General features: G+C 42.8%; 10 protein-coding genes. 3 read left to right on the top strand and 7 right to left on the bottom strand.

The features are described 5' to 3' along the window. Positions 1 to 87 precede the first annotated feature (87 nt). Positions 88 to 891, bottom strand: a complete 804-nt coding sequence (locus tag ENLAB_RS12200) for a MerR family transcriptional regulator (RefSeq protein WP_200126222.1) — start codon at positions 889 to 891, stop codon at positions 88 to 90. 105 nt (positions 892 to 996) lie between these two features. Here ENLAB_RS12200 and ENLAB_RS12195 point away from each other — a divergent pair, with 105 nt between their 5' ends. From ENLAB_RS12195 to ENLAB_RS12185, 3 genes are all read left to right on the top strand, one after another. Further along, complete coding sequence (locus tag ENLAB_RS12195; protein ID WP_244351324.1) at positions 997 to 2730, top strand: ABC transporter ATP-binding protein; 1734 nt, start codon at positions 997 to 999, stop codon at positions 2728 to 2730. Continuing rightward, entirely contained in the window at positions 2723 to 4507 is a 1785-nt protein-coding gene (locus ENLAB_RS12190; RefSeq protein ID WP_081119047.1) for an ABC transporter ATP-binding protein, read from the top strand. Before ENLAB_RS12195 ends, ENLAB_RS12190 begins: the two co-directional genes overlap by 8 nt. 205 nt (positions 4508 to 4712) lie before the next feature. Further along, positions 4713 to 6215 (top strand): AcpB/EbpR/MafR family transcriptional regulator, encoded by a 1503-nt coding sequence (locus tag ENLAB_RS12185; protein ID WP_140966592.1) that lies wholly within the window; start codon positions 4713 to 4715, stop codon positions 6213 to 6215. A 112-nt stretch (positions 6216 to 6327) separates the two neighbouring features. On the opposite strand, the gene ENLAB_RS12180 is transcribed toward ENLAB_RS12185, so the two are convergent. From ENLAB_RS12180 to ENLAB_RS12155, 6 genes are all read right to left on the bottom strand, one after another. Then, a complete protein-coding gene (locus ENLAB_RS12180; RefSeq protein WP_244351322.1) occupies positions 6328 to 10566 on the bottom strand; it encodes a WxL domain-containing protein in 4239 nt (1412 codons plus the stop codon). Between the two features lie 23 nt (positions 10567 to 10589). After that, positions 10590 to 11639 (bottom strand): WxLIP family cell surface protein, encoded by a 1050-nt coding sequence (locus ENLAB_RS12175; protein WP_244351321.1) that lies wholly within the window; start codon positions 11637 to 11639, stop codon positions 10590 to 10592. A gap of 169 nt (positions 11640 to 11808) precedes the next feature. Continuing rightward, positions 11809 to 12588, bottom strand: coding sequence for a WxL domain-containing protein (locus ENLAB_RS12170; protein ID WP_244351318.1), 780 nt, complete (start codon positions 12586 to 12588; stop codon positions 11809 to 11811). A gap of 149 nt (positions 12589 to 12737) precedes the next feature. Beyond that, positions 12738 to 13058 carry a cell wall protein gene (locus tag ENLAB_RS12165; protein WP_216682276.1) on the bottom strand — a complete coding sequence of 107 codons (321 nt, stop codon included), beginning with the start codon at positions 13056 to 13058 and terminating at the stop codon, positions 12738 to 12740. 44 nt (positions 13059 to 13102) lie between these two features. Then, entirely contained in the window at positions 13103 to 14557 is a 1455-nt protein-coding gene (locus tag ENLAB_RS12160; protein WP_244351315.1) for a helix-turn-helix domain-containing protein, read from the bottom strand. 393 nt (positions 14558 to 14950) lie between these two features. Further along, positions 14951 to 17362, bottom strand: coding sequence for a VWA domain-containing protein (locus tag ENLAB_RS12155; RefSeq protein WP_244351313.1), 2412 nt, complete (start codon positions 17360 to 17362; stop codon positions 14951 to 14953). Positions 17363 to 17418 lie beyond the last annotated feature (56 nt).

Below are 17418 nucleotides of genomic sequence, written 5' to 3'. Positions count from 1 at the left end.
TTGCTTCTATTGAAAAGCCAGTGGCAACAACCATTGTTATTAAGTATTTTGATTTTCGTTTCCTTCATACTAAGGTTGCACGTTCCACTACTCTGGCTTCACTGGAACCATCACTTCAAATATCTGCAAGTCTTTTTGTGTGGTAAAGACTTCATCTTGCCATAACAATTCCCAAACATCGCCATCGATCTTCAACTGCTTCTCTTTTAGAAAGGCTCGGATGCGGTGGGTAAAAGCGGCAATTTGTTCCTCTCCTTCACTGACAAACCCAGAAACATATGTACCAGCGGGACGGGTGATAATCAGCTTTTCCGGATAGAGATGTAGCCGATCTTGGGGAATCAAGATCAATGCCCGATAAGGAGATGCGTGAAAAGTCTGATCCTCCAACGTCGTTCCGGCACTTAAAAAGCCAATGGGGTAGCCACTGAAGGCATCTTTATAATCCACTAATGGATAAAAACGAGCGTACACTTGATAAGCAGATTCTGGATCATCGCCGGCGATCTCTTCAGAAACGATAAACGCCTCTGCTTTATGATGCGCTATCGTAAAGGTCTCAAAATCAGCTTCCTGTACTTTTTCATAGCGTTGAATATAGCGATCAAAAGTTCGTTCCAATTCTTGTAGCGCTGCGATTTTGTCACGGACTTCTCCTCGCCGTTCCACAAGTTCCTTTTGCGTGTATTCCGGGTTGCGGTTTTTCAAAAATTGGCGAATGTCTTGCAAGGGCATGTCTAAAGAACGCAACATCAAAATCACGTCTAACTCAAGGCATTGTTCAAAGCCGTAATAGCGATAGCCATTGGCACCTATTGAATGAGGTTTGAACAGATCGATCTGATCATAATAAATCAATGTACGCCGACTCACACCGGCATAAGCGGACATCTCACTGATGGTCAATTGTTTTTTCAAAAAATTTCACTCCTTGCTTGACTGTAACGTTACGTTACAGTTTATTCTACCATAGAACAACATTTTTGGAGGGAAATCATGAAACAATTACAGTTATTTTATAAAGAAGAACGACGCTTCTTTTTCAGTTTATTTCTTTTGATGCTGGTCCAATCCTTCGGCACACTCCTGTTGCCGTATTTTTTGGCAAAAATCATTGATGAAGGGATCTTGAAAGTCGACACGACAGCCATTTGGCACAATGGCTGGTGGATGTTTGCCATTGCCATCGGCACCGTGATCGTCTCGGTAGGCGGTAGTTATTTATCTGCCCACCTTTCAGGAAAATTCGGGCATTTTTTGCGGATGCGCCTTTTCAAAAAAACACAGGAACTCTCTGTATCCGCTGTTGATGGCTATGGTACGCCCACTTTGCTGGCACGTACCACCAGCGACATCAACAACATCCAACAAATTTTGATGATGGCGCTGCAAATGATTTTGCCAGCCCCAATGATCGTCGCAGCTTCGATTTTTCTAACCGGCACCGTCTCTTTACGGATGATTTGGGTCCCAATCGTAGCGATCCTATGTTTTTCATTGATCGCTTATGGAGTGATCCGCAAAGCGATCCCATTATCACAAATCACGCAAAAGCTAGTCGATAAAATGATGCGGATCTTACGAGAAACCTTTACCGGCGCTCGGGTGATTCGAGCATTCGACAAAGCAGCTTACGAAAAAGCACGGACAGATCAAACCTTGACGGAATATGCGAAAACCATGATCCAAGTCAATCGCCTCTTTGCTGTCTTGAATCCGACCGTCAATTTAGTAATGGGACTCTCTATTTCGACCATCCTTGTCTACGGCGGCTATCAAAGTCTGCAGGGCCACCTTGCTATTGGTAGTATTACTGCCATCATCGAATACACGATCCTGAGTCTTTGGTTTTTGACCATGGCAGCGATGGTGATCGTGATGGTACCTAAAGGCTTGACTTCCTTGCAACGGATCGAAGAAGTATTAGAAGAACCAATTGATTTGATCGACGGTGACCAAACCTTAAACAAGACCGCCGAGTCAGAAACGATCGCCGCTTTCAATCAGGTGCAATTTACGTATGAAGGCGCCGAAGAACCTGTCTTAGAAGATATCAGCTTTGAGATCCACCGAGGCAAAACGACAGCAATCGTTGGCGGAACTGGCTCTGGCAAAAGCACCATCGCCAAAGCGCTGTTGCGTTTCAAAGATGTGACTGCTGGTTCGATCACGCTTTTTGACCGCAACATCAAAGAGATCTCACAAGCCGAATTACGGGACCAAATTAGTTATGTCCCGCAAAAGGCGCTCTTGCTTAGCGGCACGATTCAAGAAACCCTGCGTTTCGGCAATCGTCCAGCAACCCATGAGGCGATGGCAAAAGCTGCTGAAGTTGCTCAAGCCAAGTCATTTATCGAAGGCTTGCCTGAAGGTTATGAAAGTCCAGTTGCTCAAAAAGGCAGCAATTTCTCTGGCGGTCAAAAGCAACGATTGAGTATTGCCCGAGCGCTGACAAAGCCCGCAGAAATCTACTTCTTTGACGACAGCTTTTCTGCTTTGGATTATCAAACAGACGCCAACTTGCGGCGTGCATTGAAAGAATACACGAAACATGCCGCCGTCATTATCGTGGCTCAACGGGTATCGACCGTCAAAAATGCCGATCAAATCATTGTCTTGGATAACGGCAAAATGGTCGGTAAAGGAACCCACGAAGAATTATTACGCAATTGCCAAACTTATCAAGAGTTTGCCTCATCTCAAGGAATGGGAGGAATGAAGGATGAGTAAACAAACAATGGATACACCAAAAAACATGAAACATACAAGCCGACGTTTGCTGCGTTTGCTGATGGAACAAAAAGCCCGCTTTCTACTGATTATCGCTTCCGCCTTGTTCTTTTCCTTACTGATGTCCATCGCCCCTTTGATCTTGGGGCGTGGACTGGATAATCTGATTGCCTTGTTTCAACAAGAAGGCTGGCAGATCAATGATTTTTGGCAAAGTATTTTAGGTCCAGTCGTCCTATTAGCGGGAACGTGGCTTTTGATCAGTCTCTTTTCCTTGCTGCAAGAGTATACGATGGCCAGTGTCAGTGAAACCCTGACCTTGACTTTACGCAAACAAATCAGTGACAAATTCAATCGCCTGCCTATCAGTTTTTACGACAAACATCATACTGGCGATATTTTAAGCCGAGTGATTCTCGATTTAGATAAAGTATCCGAAGTCTTGCAAGTCGGTTTGATGCAGTTGATCACGGCAACTATCAGCATTACCTTCGGCTTGATCGCCATGCTTTATCTCAGCCCATTACTGACGATCGGTGTGGTCCTGATTTTGCTTTTGAGTGCTTTTGTGACTACCGTTCTCGCACGAAAAAACTTGAGCTACTTTACCAAAAACCAAGAAACATTAGGTGCTGTCAGCAGTCGTGCGGAAGAGTTTTATACCGCAAATCCGCTGATCAAATCCTACAACCAGCAAGTTGCCGTTGAAGCGGAAATGGCGGAATTGAGCGAAGCCCAATTTAAAGCCTTTCGAAAAGCACAGTTCGTCAGTGCAGCGATCAATCCTTTCGTGCGCTTTATCAATCAAATTGGCTTTATCTTAAGTGCCGTCGTTGGTGGTCTGATGGTGTTGCAAGGGCAATTATCCATTGGTCTCGTACAAGCCTATCTGCAATACATCAACCAAGTGTCTGAACCGATCACGCAAGCTTCTTATATTATGAATACCTTGCAAAGTGCCTTAGCATCTCTCGAACGAATTTTTGAGATCCTTGATTATCCTGAAGAAGAAACAGCGACCCAGCAACTGCCAGTTCCACAAACCATCAAAGGAAAAATCGATTTTCAACACGTCTCCTTTGGCTACAACAAGGAAAAACTCCTGATGGAAAACGTCGAATTTTCCGTCAAACCAAAACAAACGGTCGCGATCGTCGGACCAACAGGTGCTGGAAAAACCACCATGATCAATCTTTTGATGCGCTTTTATCCATTGAATGGTGGGAAGATCTTGCTGGACGATCAAGACATGATGTCCTTTTCGGCACCGGCAGTACGGAAAAAATTCGGTATGGTGCTGCAAGATACGTGGCTGTTCCAAGGAACCATCGCTGAAAATATCGCTTATGGCAATCCCGATGCCACTCGAGAAGACATCTTGGCTGCCGCCAAAGCCGCCCAATGCGACCACTTCGTGCGGACCCTGCCCAACGGTTATGATACCGTCATTGGCTCCGAAAGCGAACTGTCTCAAGGACAACAACAATTATTGACGATCGCCCGGGCGATTTTAGCAGACCCAACGATCCTGATCCTTGATGAAGCCACCTCCAGTGTCGACACACGGACGGAACAAATGATCCAAACGGCGATGGATCGTTTGACCCAAGGACGAACCAGCTTTATCATCGCCCATCGTCTTTCTACCATCAAAAATGCCGACTTGATCTTAGTAATGAAAGACGGCTCTGTCGTCGAAAAAGGTTCCCATACAGAATTGCTGGCACAAGAGTCACTTTACGCCCAACTATATAACAGCCAGTTTGCAACTGCTTGATGAAAAAAGGGACAATGCAACGATTTTGAAAACAAATCGCTGCACTGTCCCTTTTACTTATATTGCAAAATGAACTTCTGTTCATTCTCAAGAATCGCCCATGATAGGTCTCCAGAAAATCATTTCCCTTGCGTTGCTCCTACCAATATCTGATAATCAGACGTGAGAAACGATCCATCAAACAGACCATATGGGAGTGCTGATCATGAAAAATTTTCAAATGGCATTTATTACCTCTGCTACTACAAATCGCTGGTTGAAACTATTAAATCTTTTGGAACGACACAAGACCCTTTCCAATCGTGAGTTGTCAGAAGCTGTGCAGCGTTCTCGGCGCACGATCATTTATGATATTGAGGAGTTGAGGAGCTATTTTGGGGATACGATGATGATCGAGTCCACCCCGAATGGCTATTCTTTTCATGAAGTTCGGCCGAAAGAATACATTGAACTAAAACGAGCACTCCTTCAAAATGAACCATTATTCGCTATTCTCGAGCATCAATTTAAAGGAGAGTATCGGTCCGTTTCTGAATGGGCAGCGTATTTTTACGTTTCTGAAAGTTCACTTTTGCGCTATTTATCACTTTTTGAAAAAGCACTGGTTCCCTTTCAATTGTCAGTCGATCATAAAAATTTCCGCCTCATTGGATCAGAAACAGATATTCGCAAATTCTTTCATACCTTTTATTACGAGTCTGACGCTACCCCTCATACCGTTCGCCCAACGATTGCTGTCCAAAATATTGTCTTAGATTTTTTTCAAACGATTCGTGGTGAAACCAACAACACCTCTTCCTTTTGGTATATCAGTTATTGGTTGTATATTATCCTTGAACGCTATCAAGCTGGGGAATCCGTTGCTTTATCGGAAGATTTAAAAAGAATCGTCTTAGCAGATGAATTCTTCCAAGAGTTCCAACGTCTCAATCAGCGTATACAAACCACCTTCTCCTTGACTTTACCATTAGATGAGTTGGTCTATCTTTTTGCACTTGTGGCAAGCAACCGTGGCATAAAAAACTATCTTGCTGAGATTTCATTCGTCAACCGCTTTGATCATTGGCCTGAGTTAAAAGGGCTAACGACCCAGTTTTGCCAGCTCCAACAAATATCAGACCATGAAAAGACACGCGATTTCGTTTTTCTGCACTCTTTCTTCATTACAGAAAAAATCAAACAACTGATTTCTCCGACCTATAATCGAAGTATGGAAGAAATCACGGTCTACGCTCAAAATCAATACCCAGTGGAGTATGAGGAAAATAAACAGTTTCTTCTCAACCAGTCTATTTTTGCAACAGAAGCAATCAGCGCCCGTTTCACCTTATATTTTGAAGGCTTGAAGGAAAAGTATTGGGGCACGCCTAGACGGATCGCCTTTCTCTTAGAAGGTGATGCTTTGATCTGTCTTCATATTAATGCATTTGCTGTCAAATATTTTGGGCGCTACCATACACTGCATTTTCCTGATTCCTGTGAATTTTCTTTGGACTATGTTGAACGAAATAAGGTTGATCTTGTCGTAACGAATTACGCTGAATACCTTGAAGACTATCTGTTGGATGTCGAGTGCCTCCTAATCAAATCGATTCCAGATGCAGAAGACTGGAACAGTTTTTTGAAAACCATCAACCCAAAAATCATCCATAATTTTACTCTGCAAGATGTCAAAAAAATCGCACCTAGTAAATCAAAAAACGGCTAAGCATACTAAGACGACTGCCCTGAGTTAGTTTAAACAGCTAACTTATGGCAGTCGTTGGATATTTTTAATCCTCTGATGCTTGAAACAGCACTATTGGTGTACCGATATTTTTTCACTCAGGTACACTACTCAAAGACCATTCGATCGTTGCCCGATACCGCCCTGTCTTTGGATTGGCACCAGCCGGAACTTCCAATTCAACACTGGTAGCTGCCGTCTCTTGATCGCCGAAACGATAGATCCATGTCCCAGTACTCCGGCTTCCACCGGTTAGCAGCAGCTGAGCTTCCCCGGGCAATAAAGTTATGGTACCATCATCAGCCACAGCAAGCTCTGGCATATTAGCATCAGCATTGGTCGAAGCAGTCGCAAGGTATTGATTGTGTAAATTGATTTGCGCACCAATTAAATGATCATTATCCTCATTGCGGAACCCTTGTGAATCAAATGTCGCCGCTAAACGCCAGCTCGTTTCTGCCAATAGCTTACGCTGATCAGTAATCTGCACATAGTTCGGTCGGTCGGCGGTGTCACTTGTCCCTTCCTGACTGATTTGTTGAGGCAACGCATAATAGGTTCCTTTGGTACTACGAATCGGTACTTGACCAAATTGAAACTGAGAGACAAAATCAAGACTGATCATTCCTTGGTTATCAGGAAGGAGCGGAGGATTGTCTGGCTCTACTTCCATCTCTGGTTCTAATGGATCAACTGGCGGAAATGGACCGGATTTTACAATTTTGATCGTTGTAGCAGCGGGGAAAACTGCATCACGAAAGGACAATTCTGAAGGAGGATTCTGATTGCCAGTCTGATCATTTGTGACAGGTGGATGCTGAACACCAGCTGCTTTCGCCGAACCGACAGAATCTTTCAGAAATACTTGGATCTCATCTCCATCTTTTAGCTGACGACTACTTAAGTCAATGATAAATCGGCCATTTTCATCGATATCAGCCATCTCTGTATTGAACCACACGCCATTATGCGTTGCGCTTATTTGAACCTCTCTATCCTCTGTATAGCCATGTAGTTCAGTCGATTCTTCAAGAAGTGTCAAAGAAGAAACAACCGCGGGCGTTGGGGGAATAATCGGAAAGACTTCAACAGGACCGACTAAAATTAGATTCAGCGCACCTTCTGTCAACTCTCCACTTGTTAGTTCGACTGCTACAATTCGAACCGTCGTTCCTGCTTCCAAAGGCGCCGCTAAAGAAATTTCAAAAACGCCTCCTTGCGCTTCTTCCCCATAAATACTGATTCCGGGGTTTTCCTCTGTGTGTCCAACCGTACTAGCCGTGACTCGCTCTTTGTGACCAGCAGTAGTTTCAATTTCTACAGTCACTTTCGCTTCATTGTCCCACGCTGGGCGAGTGCCATCAAAACCAACCGGGATACTAACTCTACCATGGATTTTTTTATCGGCATTTGTCGGAACTCGTAAAGCATCTGCAATCGCCCAGCGTGCATTATTCGAACTGACTCGAGAATAGTTTGTCAATCCTTTGTCTCCAAAAGTCTCCAGATTCAGTATATCTGGCTGATTCGTCACTCCCAATGTACCAAAATCAGTACCTGAAAAAGCAAAATCAAGGGTTGGAAAGTTTAAATCTGGATCACCGGAAAGATTCGAACCATTTCTCCAGACAGCTAAATCACTATTAGTGGCAGTTAATGTTGATAGATTGGAGACACTGAAGATGTTTCCACCATCGAAGCGCTCGTTACGGAAATCAAAAAAGACTGGATCGTTCAAGATGACAGAAAGATTTCCTGAACGAAAGACACCTCCATTCGGCGTACTTGTGTGTCCTTCCACTTGAAAATACCCTTGTTCAACATAAATCGTTGAATTGAAATAAGTGTGCATATCAATCCCAGGACCACTCTTAGCTACACACATAAACTTACTATTAACACCCACGATCGAAAAATTATTTTCCGAGCCATTTTCATAGATACCCCTTGCATAGAAAATCCCTTGGTTTCCCCCAGCAACATTGCCGTCACTAGGAGTACCTGTACCTGGATTATAAAGATCGACGATGCCTCCATCCGATATTTCAAACGAATTTCCTCCACTAGGAATTCGAATCAAAGGAGCGCTGCCACCTGTTTTAAAGACATTCACTGTACCACCATCGGTCACATGAAAAGTTACCAAACCATAATATAAAAATCGGATCGTCGCGTGATCCCCATTAGCATATTGACTGCTAGTTATTAATTTCCCATTGCTTTGAACCTCAAAGGTAAAGCCCAGACTAGTGACATTTATTGCACTTGAGTCAATACTCTCGACTTCCAATACTGCTGAATCACTGACCATAAGCACCCCTGATTCTGAGGCATTCGCTGGAGTCGTTAAAACAAAAGAGGCTGCTCCTTCTGCTGCGGTAATTTTGCTGGAAATCGACACATGAGTATCTTGTCCAGTGATGGTGACATCGGCATTTTTTCCGTCGACTCGCAATGCATTAGCATTTCCTGCCGTTAGGTTTGCTTTTGAACCAGACTGAATCACCAGGTGAGGATTATCCCCTGTCAAAAATAAGCCACGTCTCCTTTGTGTTGCTTCAATCTGTACGAAGGCAGCCTCACTAACAATCATCTTTGGATTGGCACCACTCATCATAATCGCATTATTTTGATTATTAGAAGCTTCGATCGTTGCACCTTGACTTTGTATGAAAAGCGATCCTTCTTCACTAATGGAAAAGGCGCCATTATCTCCACGTATGTCGATCGCATTAGCCTCTGCAGCAAACTCATTCGTGACACGGAGGAACGTTCTATCACCAGTGATCGTCATGGATGGCGTGCCTCCATTCAAAAGTATGGCATTCGCATTCACTGTTTTGATCGATACATCCGCACGAGACTGGATGCTCAATTCTGGCTGATCGCCAGTAAGCGCAAGTCCTCGTTTTCTTTCCGTAACATTGATCGAAAAAACAGCGTTTTCTGCCGCAATAAAAGTCGGATTTTTCCCAGAAAGAATAAGGGCATTATTTGCTTCATTCGTGGCATTCGTAGCGGCACCGGGGCTTTGAATGTCTAAGTGTGCGTTGTGGTCGAGTATGACTTTTCCGTTGTCTCCGCGAAGGTCGATAGTATTCGCGGCCCCTTGTTGCGTCACAATAGTTACTTGAGCTCCCTCATCAATCAACAATCTAGGATCTGAAATATCTGGTGCAGTATAAAAAATCCACATATTCGGCTTATTGATGATTACTTGTGCTTGGTTGCTTGCTTCCACTTCTTTGAGATTAAATAAAGTATCTGAATCCATAGTCATTGCTTCAAAACGATTGATCCCACCGGTAAAATGAACTTTTGCTTCTCGAGCCAAAATAAACGGAGAACGGTTCGTAGCGACTTCTTCAACATTCGCTACCTCAACGACCCAATCGCGGCTTAAAATATTGGTCGTTTGGATCAAAGCAGTATTTCCTGTTTTATGATAGCTCAGATTTTCTAAACGGAAAGTCGTTTCTTCGTTTACAGTGGTTAGGCGAAAATAAGCATTATTATTATTGAACGTCAGCGTGTGGCCGTTTCCTTGAATCATGATGGAGCGATTGATATTCATCACATTGTTAGCAGATTGAGTAAGATCCGCTTGCAAAGAAATAATCGAAACAGTTGGATTTTGTAAGGCACTCATGAACTCGGCCATGCTAGCAACTTCAACAACCGATCCGTCAAAAGAACTTGATCTGGCATCACTTGCGGCTTCTTCTAAAAAATCTTGAGGGCTTTCTATACTACTTCCAGATTGCTCGGAAACACCGGTATCTGTCCCTTGAGATGCAAGAGTGCCAGTTTCCACGACCTCTTTTTGGGTATCTTCTTGGGTATCTTCTTTCGAATCATTTGCTGCCTTTATTTCGACCAGGGCTTCTGCTCCTCCACTTGTTACGACAAAACGTCCCGTCTGTTTGGCAATGATCGGAACAGCAAATGATTGCTGCCTTTGACTTGTCTTGATTTGCCAATGATTAGTATCCTTTTTTATTACTGTTTTTTCTGATGGTTGCTCCTCTGTTAGCACCTCAAGCTCTGGAGGTAATTCTAGGACCACTTCTTCCACCGCTAGATCACTGACCAATTCAAGTAAGAGGGGGTTGCCCAAAGTACCAGAAAATCTTGGTTGCTTGAACTCAAAAGTCGCTTGTGGGAGCAATGAGCGTGTGCCAATTTCCTCAAGCAGCGAGCTTTCCTCCAATGTTTGCACCAACTCGGATTCTCCTGTCTCAGCAAAAGCAATGAGGAAAGGCTCATTCGGCAAGCAAATCAACATCAAAATAAGGCTCCATTGAAGCAAGTGTTCCAAGCTTTTCTTTTTCATTCCTAGCTCTCCTTTTTCGCTTCTTATGTATCCGTTCTCGGCTTTTTGTTTTTCCATAACAGCCAAATGATCGTTCCAAGAAGGACCATTACTAAACCAAATGTGCTGATTAGCCACCAATTTGCCTCAGGATCAAGGGTAACATCCTCACGATTCAAATGCTTTGCAACATCTGCTTCAACCGTAAAGGGATACTCCCATGACCACTCCTCACCCTCTGATCGTGCCGTCAAAGACATTACATATTCTCCACTATAAAAGCGATCTCCAGCTAAGGAAACGGGGAAATGAAAATGCGAGTTTGGTGCCATTTGCATTCCTTCTCGCTGTGCCTCGTACAAAATTTCTTCCTGATCTGCTCGCCGCACTGTCGCCACTACCTCTAACTGATTCAGGAAACGCGGCTGTGGATTTTGTAACGTCGCCCGAAATGCATTTCGGTAATTCACTTGACCAGGAAAGACGTCTAGCAAGGCAAGCTCTGGTTCAATGAGGGAAGACTCATTCCGCACTACGACTCCTAAGATATAGGCAAACCGATTTTGAATCGCAACACCCTCTACCTCTGAATCGGTGTTTTCTGCTATCACCTCACGGATACGTAAACCGCCAACTAAACTCCCAGCAAAGGCTGCTTCTGGCATATGTATTGGTAATTCGATCGTCTTTTTTTCATTGGCTGACAGTGTGATTTCACCTGGTGAATCGATCAGATCAGCTAGTGAATGAAGCAAAGTTGGATCTGGCTCAGTCGCATCTTTGCCATATTCAACAACTCCATTTCCGTTAGTAAAAGCTGTATGTGCAGAAACTTCAATCACAATGTCATCTGTCGAATGGTTTTGAATCGTCAAACCTAATAAATCACTCGTACCTGGTGCCATTTCCAGATCAAAGTAACCACTGTTTCCGTCAGCTAGTTGGCTTTGTGGCAAATTTGGGACTACATGAAATGGTAGTTCCGATTGTGTTGTTGCTCCACTCATACCGGGCGCGCCAATGAATAAAAACAACAGGAAAGCAATCCCCATCACTTGCTTAGATATTCTTGATTTTTTGTTATATCCTTTCATAACTGAACCGCTCCTTCCATAATAGGCAGGAAATACGCGCCTCCTGCCTATTACCTGAACCACTTTCCTATTTCCCGTTCAAGAATGTTTTAATAGAGAAACCTATTGTGATTTTCTGAGTTTTTTCATCGAAACGAAGCTTCGATGCACTGCTTTTTAGCAGAACCGATTAATTTTCTGGCGTAGCACTTAAATTCCACGTCAAAGTCGCCTTATAAGTAGTCGCTTGAGGGTTTGCTCCCTTTGGCACATGAAGCCAAATTGCTTCATTCAGAATGTCACTTTCTCCAGCCTCATGCTTCTGATTCAGAAGTGTTTGGTTTCCCCACTGAACTGTCGAAACTCCGGCTCCTTGTCCCTCCGCAGCAGTCATCAATGTGTTGTCTTCACTTCCAGCATCAATGATTTGACGATTTAACTGATCGATCGGTGCGCTTGGAAAAGTCTCAGGATCTAGAGCATTTGAGCGAATCTGCGGATCTCGTAATTCAATATAGGCTCCCCGTAATAGATGGCTAGAACTAGCATCTGTACTCATGAATTGATCCAAATCAACATTTAATGTCCAGCCATTATGCTCCCCACGAGTGTCCAATACTTGAGCAAAAGAAACATATGGAACGGTTCCTGTACCATCAGACAAACGTTCCATCTCTGCAAGCATCGCCGCTGCCCCATGTTCTGTGCTGATTGCTTGTGTACCAAAATCAAAACGCTTTGGCACATGAACAAGAGTAAAGGGTCCTTTTACATCTGGATCAATCGGATCGATTTCTACTTCCGGTTCTTTTTCAGGTAATTCAACATCGATCTCTTCATCGTCCCCTGCAATGAACTCTACTTCATTTTCCGTAATCCCTTGGATGACTGATGTTGCTAAAGCTGTCACTCCTCCAGATAGAACGGTGATACTCATAACGCCGATTGTTACTAAATTCATACGTTTCATACTAATACTCCTCTTCTTTTTTCTAATTGATGCGTGGTCCGGATTTCTTTTCAACCCAATAGGAAATGCATTTGAGTGACTAAACCCCATTGTGCCTACTTTAAATTTCAGAATGACTTCATTCTCTAGTACAGCTTATTTTCTTGTCTTCAAATGGAGAGTCTTTGTTTTTTCACGTAAATTCCTACACTAACACTAACGAATAGCACCCCGATCCAATAAACTTCCCTTTGTTGACTATTTAATTGCGGAAGATCCTCGATTTTTCCACCTCCTTCTTCTTCTCCAGGTGGTAGCCATTCACCTGCCGGCGGCTTTGGATTGGACTCTTTGTTATTATCCCCAATAAAGCGGATGACCCCTTCTGTTCGGCTAGTAACAATTTCCTTGGCATACACCGGATCAACACGAAACAAACAACATACTATCAGTGACAATACAACAAGATAACTGAGTCTATAAAGCTTCATTACTCCCCCTTTCCCTGCCACGCTTCCTTTTAAAAGAACTTTCGCTAGACACAGAAAAAATCCTGTAGTTCTTCATTTAAGATTGAAACGACTATCTTAATCGTTTCCTTATAACCAATGTATTTAGGTAGAAAAAAGATTTGTGGCTGCTTTTCAATGGTGTATTCAAACGGAACGATGTTAGTGATCAAAGTATCGCAATCAAGCTGATTGATTTGTTTGAACGACAACTGTTCTTCATACAGGACTTCCATTCGACCACTAAAATGATGCTCAAAGATACTACAAATCCATTCATCAATCACATAATTATTGGCAAGCAACACCACGATTTTTCGAGAAATCCGGATCAATTGATTGCCAAAAAGGTACAGAACGAAGGAACAACAAAAGTCAGAGAAAAATCGATTTTCGAAATAATGTGGAATCGCATTTACTTCCATAAATGCGATCAACGGCTCATACAGATTGAATGGCAAAGAACACACGAAATGATTTGTACTATCCGAATTCTTTAAAAAAGTAGGTGCTAAGCCAACTTTTGCATACTGACGTACTAAAAAATCTTCAACGATTTGTTGGTTAGAACAAGGTTTTTCAAGATAAGAATGGTGCAGCTCCAAAAAATGAACAAATAATTGGTTAAAGTGAGTACTCTTTGTCAAAATACTGCTCAGGGGAATCCTTGTTTTACCACGAAGTGTCCATTGAGCGTATAGCATTAAATAAATAAAGCAAGCCTCTTCAGAAATACGTTTTCTTGCTATCGTTTGCAGACTACCACTTTCTTGGATCGTCTCGTTGATCGCTAAATAAAGTGGATCTTGTTGCGCCAGTGCCTTAATTTCGCTATCAAAAGTCAATGTGCCATAAGTCGATCGCTGAAAAGATAAACGGATAATACTAATGACTTTTTTCTTTGATATGATGTCCACTTCTTGCTCAATTCGTAATATAAGAGCTTCTTGAAGTTGGTGATCGATTGGTGGCAAGTCAAAATAATGCGTTTCACAATAAAAATCCCAGAAAAATTTCCGCTGATTGATTTCTTCTCCTACTAAACCAATCGAAGACTTTGTTACTACCAGTTCGTAGTCATCAAGAATCATTTGCAATTTTTTTAAAAGTCGATTTGCCGTAGATTCCGAAATGTGCATGGCACGAATCCAAGCTAGAAAAGGAAACGTCTGGCCTGCATAAAAAGCCTGTACTAATAAAATAAGTGGTTCTTTTTCATAATAGGAACGTCGTTTTTTATCATACTCATCATGATCGTTGATCACTAACTTCATTCCTTGATGTGTCCCATTAAGAGAGATCGTGTCTCCAAAAAATGCACGAATTGCTTTTAGATCGGTCAAAACGGTTCGACGGGAAATACTTGCTTTTTCTGAAAGCTGCTTGACACTTAAAACGTGTTCATTTTCCATGTGTGCCAAAAGAATGAGACTTCTTCGATTGACTGAGCTCGTTACTAATTGGAATGTAAGACTGTTCACGTGCTAAATCTCCTTTAGTAAGTTTCCTATCCATTGATAATCAAATTGAGTCTCCCTCCTTTGCTCTACCTTCGAATCATTGCAATGTTTCTTGTTTGATTCTAACAAAATTACCACCTATTTTTTAACCAGCATTTGCACACAAGGGTGCAAAAAGATTGACTTCTCCTTAAATTCCCTTCGATTCTTGTCTCTTACAGTTAAATACTATTAGTTATTTTATATGTGACTGCTAGCAACTCATTTAATGCGTGACTAATCTTTTTTTCTGACTGTATGTCTAGCAAGAATATTCCTTTTAAATAGTTGCATTCAGTGGTGGTTTTTTTACGCAAAAAAACAGCTAGACACTCGTCTAGCTGTTTATCTAGAATTATAAGTTAGCACTACGTTCTATTGTTTTTTGAAAATACTTACAGCTACGCCACTTACAATGATCGTTCCTAAAACCACTAACCAGGCAGCACGTTTTTCATTCGTTTGCGGAAGCACACCCCCATTATTTTGACTAGAAGTGGTGGTAGTCACTGAACCACCGACCTGATCACTGGATTGACTCGTTTGGCTCGTTGATGAATGATCATTATTTGATTCGGTGGTACTTGGTTCTGTTGTGCTTGGTTCTGTTATGCTTGGTTCCGTCGTACTTGGTTCGGTTGTGCTTGGTTCCGTTGTGCTTGGTTCTGTTGTGCTTGGTTCCGTTGTGCTTGGTTCCGTTGTACTTGGTTCCGTCGTACTTGGTTCTGTTGTGCTTGGTTCCGTTGTGCTTGGTTCTGTTGTACTTGGTTCTGTTGTACTTGGTTCTGTTGTACTTGGCTCCGTTGTGCTTGGTTCTGTTGTGCTTGGTTCTGTTGTACTTGGTTCCGTTGTACTTGGTTCCGTTGTGCTTGGCTCCGTTGTACTTGGTTCCGTTGTACTTGGTTCTGTTGTGCTTGGTTCTGTTGTGCTTGGCTCTGTTGTGCTTGGTTCCGTTGTGCTTGGTTCTGTTGTGCTTGGTTCTGTTGTGCTTGGTTCTGTTGTGCTTGGTTCTGTTGTGCTTGGTTCCGTTGTGCTTGGTTCGGTCTCTTTCTTGGTATTAGTTAGAATAATCGTTTCACCATCGTTAGTAACCGTACTTTCAAAGTCTTCAGGAACATTGATTTCCGTCACTGTATAACTGAAGTCTTCTCCCTGATTATTGTATTTGGGTAACACGAGTTGTTGACCATTAACAGGAACCTCACTGAGGGTGACTTGGAAATCGTCTTCCTTGCTCAAGGTCAGTGGATCGGAAATTTGCCAACCTTGTTCCGAGGTGGTGGTCATTCGTTGCACTTGGTATTCGATCTGCTCTGGAATCTCGGCGGCAGAAACATTGACCCACTTCTTAAGGACATTTATCGAAACCACTGGCGCTTTAATCGATGGGATTGGAAAATCTACTGCTTCTCCGTCTACTTCCGGCACTAATGTGGTACGACCGTTACATAGAACCCACGTTTCTCCTTGGAATGAAGAGTCTTCAGTATCAAGGCGGATTTGATAGGTCAATGTAACTCGCTCGTTCTCACCCAAAGCAAGATTGCTGACAGTGATGGTTTGATCGGCTTCTGCTACTTGCACATTTGCCACTAGGTCAGGTGCTTCGACCCAAGTTCCTTGTTCATCTTTTCGCCACCCAACCAGTTGATAGTTATCGGAATCAAAACTACCTGCACCTTGTAGCAAGATTCCTGCACCCATTGGGTCAGTGATCGTACCACTGGAGATTGTCTTATCGATTTTATTTGCGATTTCCGTCAACGCTGAACCTAAGCCAACCAGATTTTCATCTATCGTTAAATAATTCCCTGATGATGTAGCTAAGTTTCGACCAATGTATTCCCCGCGAGAAGACGGAGCAGTAGCTACCGAATACATTGGAAAGCCCGCTTCCTTGATCGCGACGATCGTGCCTAAAGTCGCGTCTGTCACTACCGAAGTACTGACAGGGATTGCAAGAGGATCCGAAGAAGATGAACTTGTCGTATGATACGCAGAATTATCAGTTTGAAAATCTTTGACATAGCTTTGGGTGTGATAACCGTTATAGTCTGTGATCTCCCCCGTGTTAGGATAGGTAGTCGCTCCCTCTACAGGAAGATAACTACGATTGGCACTATTATCACCAATATGGATAAAAAGTTTTTCAGCTTCTGGACGACTTTCCTCCAGCAAGAGCCGCTCACCTTCTAATAACCCTTTTTGCATGAATGTTCCGGAATGGGACTCTGCGGTTTGACGTAGAAACTGTTCTAAGTAATTGATATCTGTTGAAAAACCATTCGTGGAGTAAACATAGCGATTATAGGCCACGATCCCGATTCGAATAGAGCCATTTGCTAATGAGTCTGCCAATTCCGTGCCAAATTGTTGCAAGCCTAACAACGCATTATTCAATTTTTCTCCAGTCATAGAAGAAGAAAAATCGACTACTAAAACTAAATCAACCGCATTGTTCGTTTGGTTTCCTTTAACATCAAGGGTGACGTCAAACAATCCTTGATTTCCTGCAACTTCTTGCACACTTTTCTTTAAATACGCCTGATCATCATAATTGACATAATTCTCACTATCAAACTCGACTCCAGGTGCATTTCCATAATCATAATTGTAGGTATCTCCAGCAGCCGTACCGTGGGTAAGGTAGTGCCCCGCTTGGTTCTCCTGATAGTCAAAATCATAGGTCGCCGCTTTCGCGCTGACACTGATCATACTCAATATAAAAGTACATAGGATCAGTAATAAGCGACTGTTTTGTTGGAACCAACCTTTTTTTTCTTCCATTTCTATCACTCCTCTTATTTCCAATCATTTCTTCCGTTTGCTAGCGCAAAAGCTTA

This window comes from Enterococcus innesii, assembly GCF_022846515.1.
Classification (GTDB): domain Bacteria; phylum Bacillota; class Bacilli; order Lactobacillales; family Enterococcaceae; genus Enterococcus_D; species Enterococcus_D innesii.
The sequence above is the reverse complement of the archived record's forward strand: the minus strand, read 5'-3'. Positions and strand labels throughout refer to the sequence as shown.

What these genes read in the sequence shown, in the direction of transcription:
- ENLAB_RS12200 (WP_200126222.1), bottom strand. Translation starts at nt 891, where the DNA reads ATGTCCGCTTATGCCGGTGTGAGTCGGCGTACATTGATTTATTATGAT.
- ENLAB_RS12195 (WP_244351324.1), top strand. Translation starts at nt 997, where the DNA reads ATGAAACAATTACAGTTATTTTATAAAGAAGAACGACGCTTCTTTTTC.
- ENLAB_RS12190 (WP_081119047.1), top strand. Translation starts at nt 2,723, where the DNA reads ATGAGTAAACAAACAATGGATACACCAAAAAACATGAAACATACAAGC.
- ENLAB_RS12185 (WP_140966592.1), top strand. Translation starts at nt 4,713, where the DNA reads ATGAAAAATTTTCAAATGGCATTTATTACCTCTGCTACTACAAATCGC.
- ENLAB_RS12180 (WP_244351322.1), bottom strand. Translation starts at nt 10,566, where the DNA reads ATGAAAAAGAAAAGCTTGGAACACTTGCTTCAATGGAGCCTTATTTTG.
- ENLAB_RS12175 (WP_244351321.1), bottom strand. Translation starts at nt 11,639, where the DNA reads ATGAAAGGATATAACAAAAAATCAAGAATATCTAAGCAAGTGATGGGG.
- ENLAB_RS12170 (WP_244351318.1), bottom strand. Translation starts at nt 12,588, where the DNA reads ATGAAACGTATGAATTTAGTAACAATCGGCGTTATGAGTATCACCGTT.
- ENLAB_RS12165 (WP_216682276.1), bottom strand. Translation starts at nt 13,058, where the DNA reads ATGAAGCTTTATAGACTCAGTTATCTTGTTGTATTGTCACTGATAGTA.
- ENLAB_RS12155 (WP_244351313.1), bottom strand. Translation starts at nt 17,362, where the DNA reads ATGGAAGAAAAAAAAGGTTGGTTCCAACAAAACAGTCGCTTATTACTG.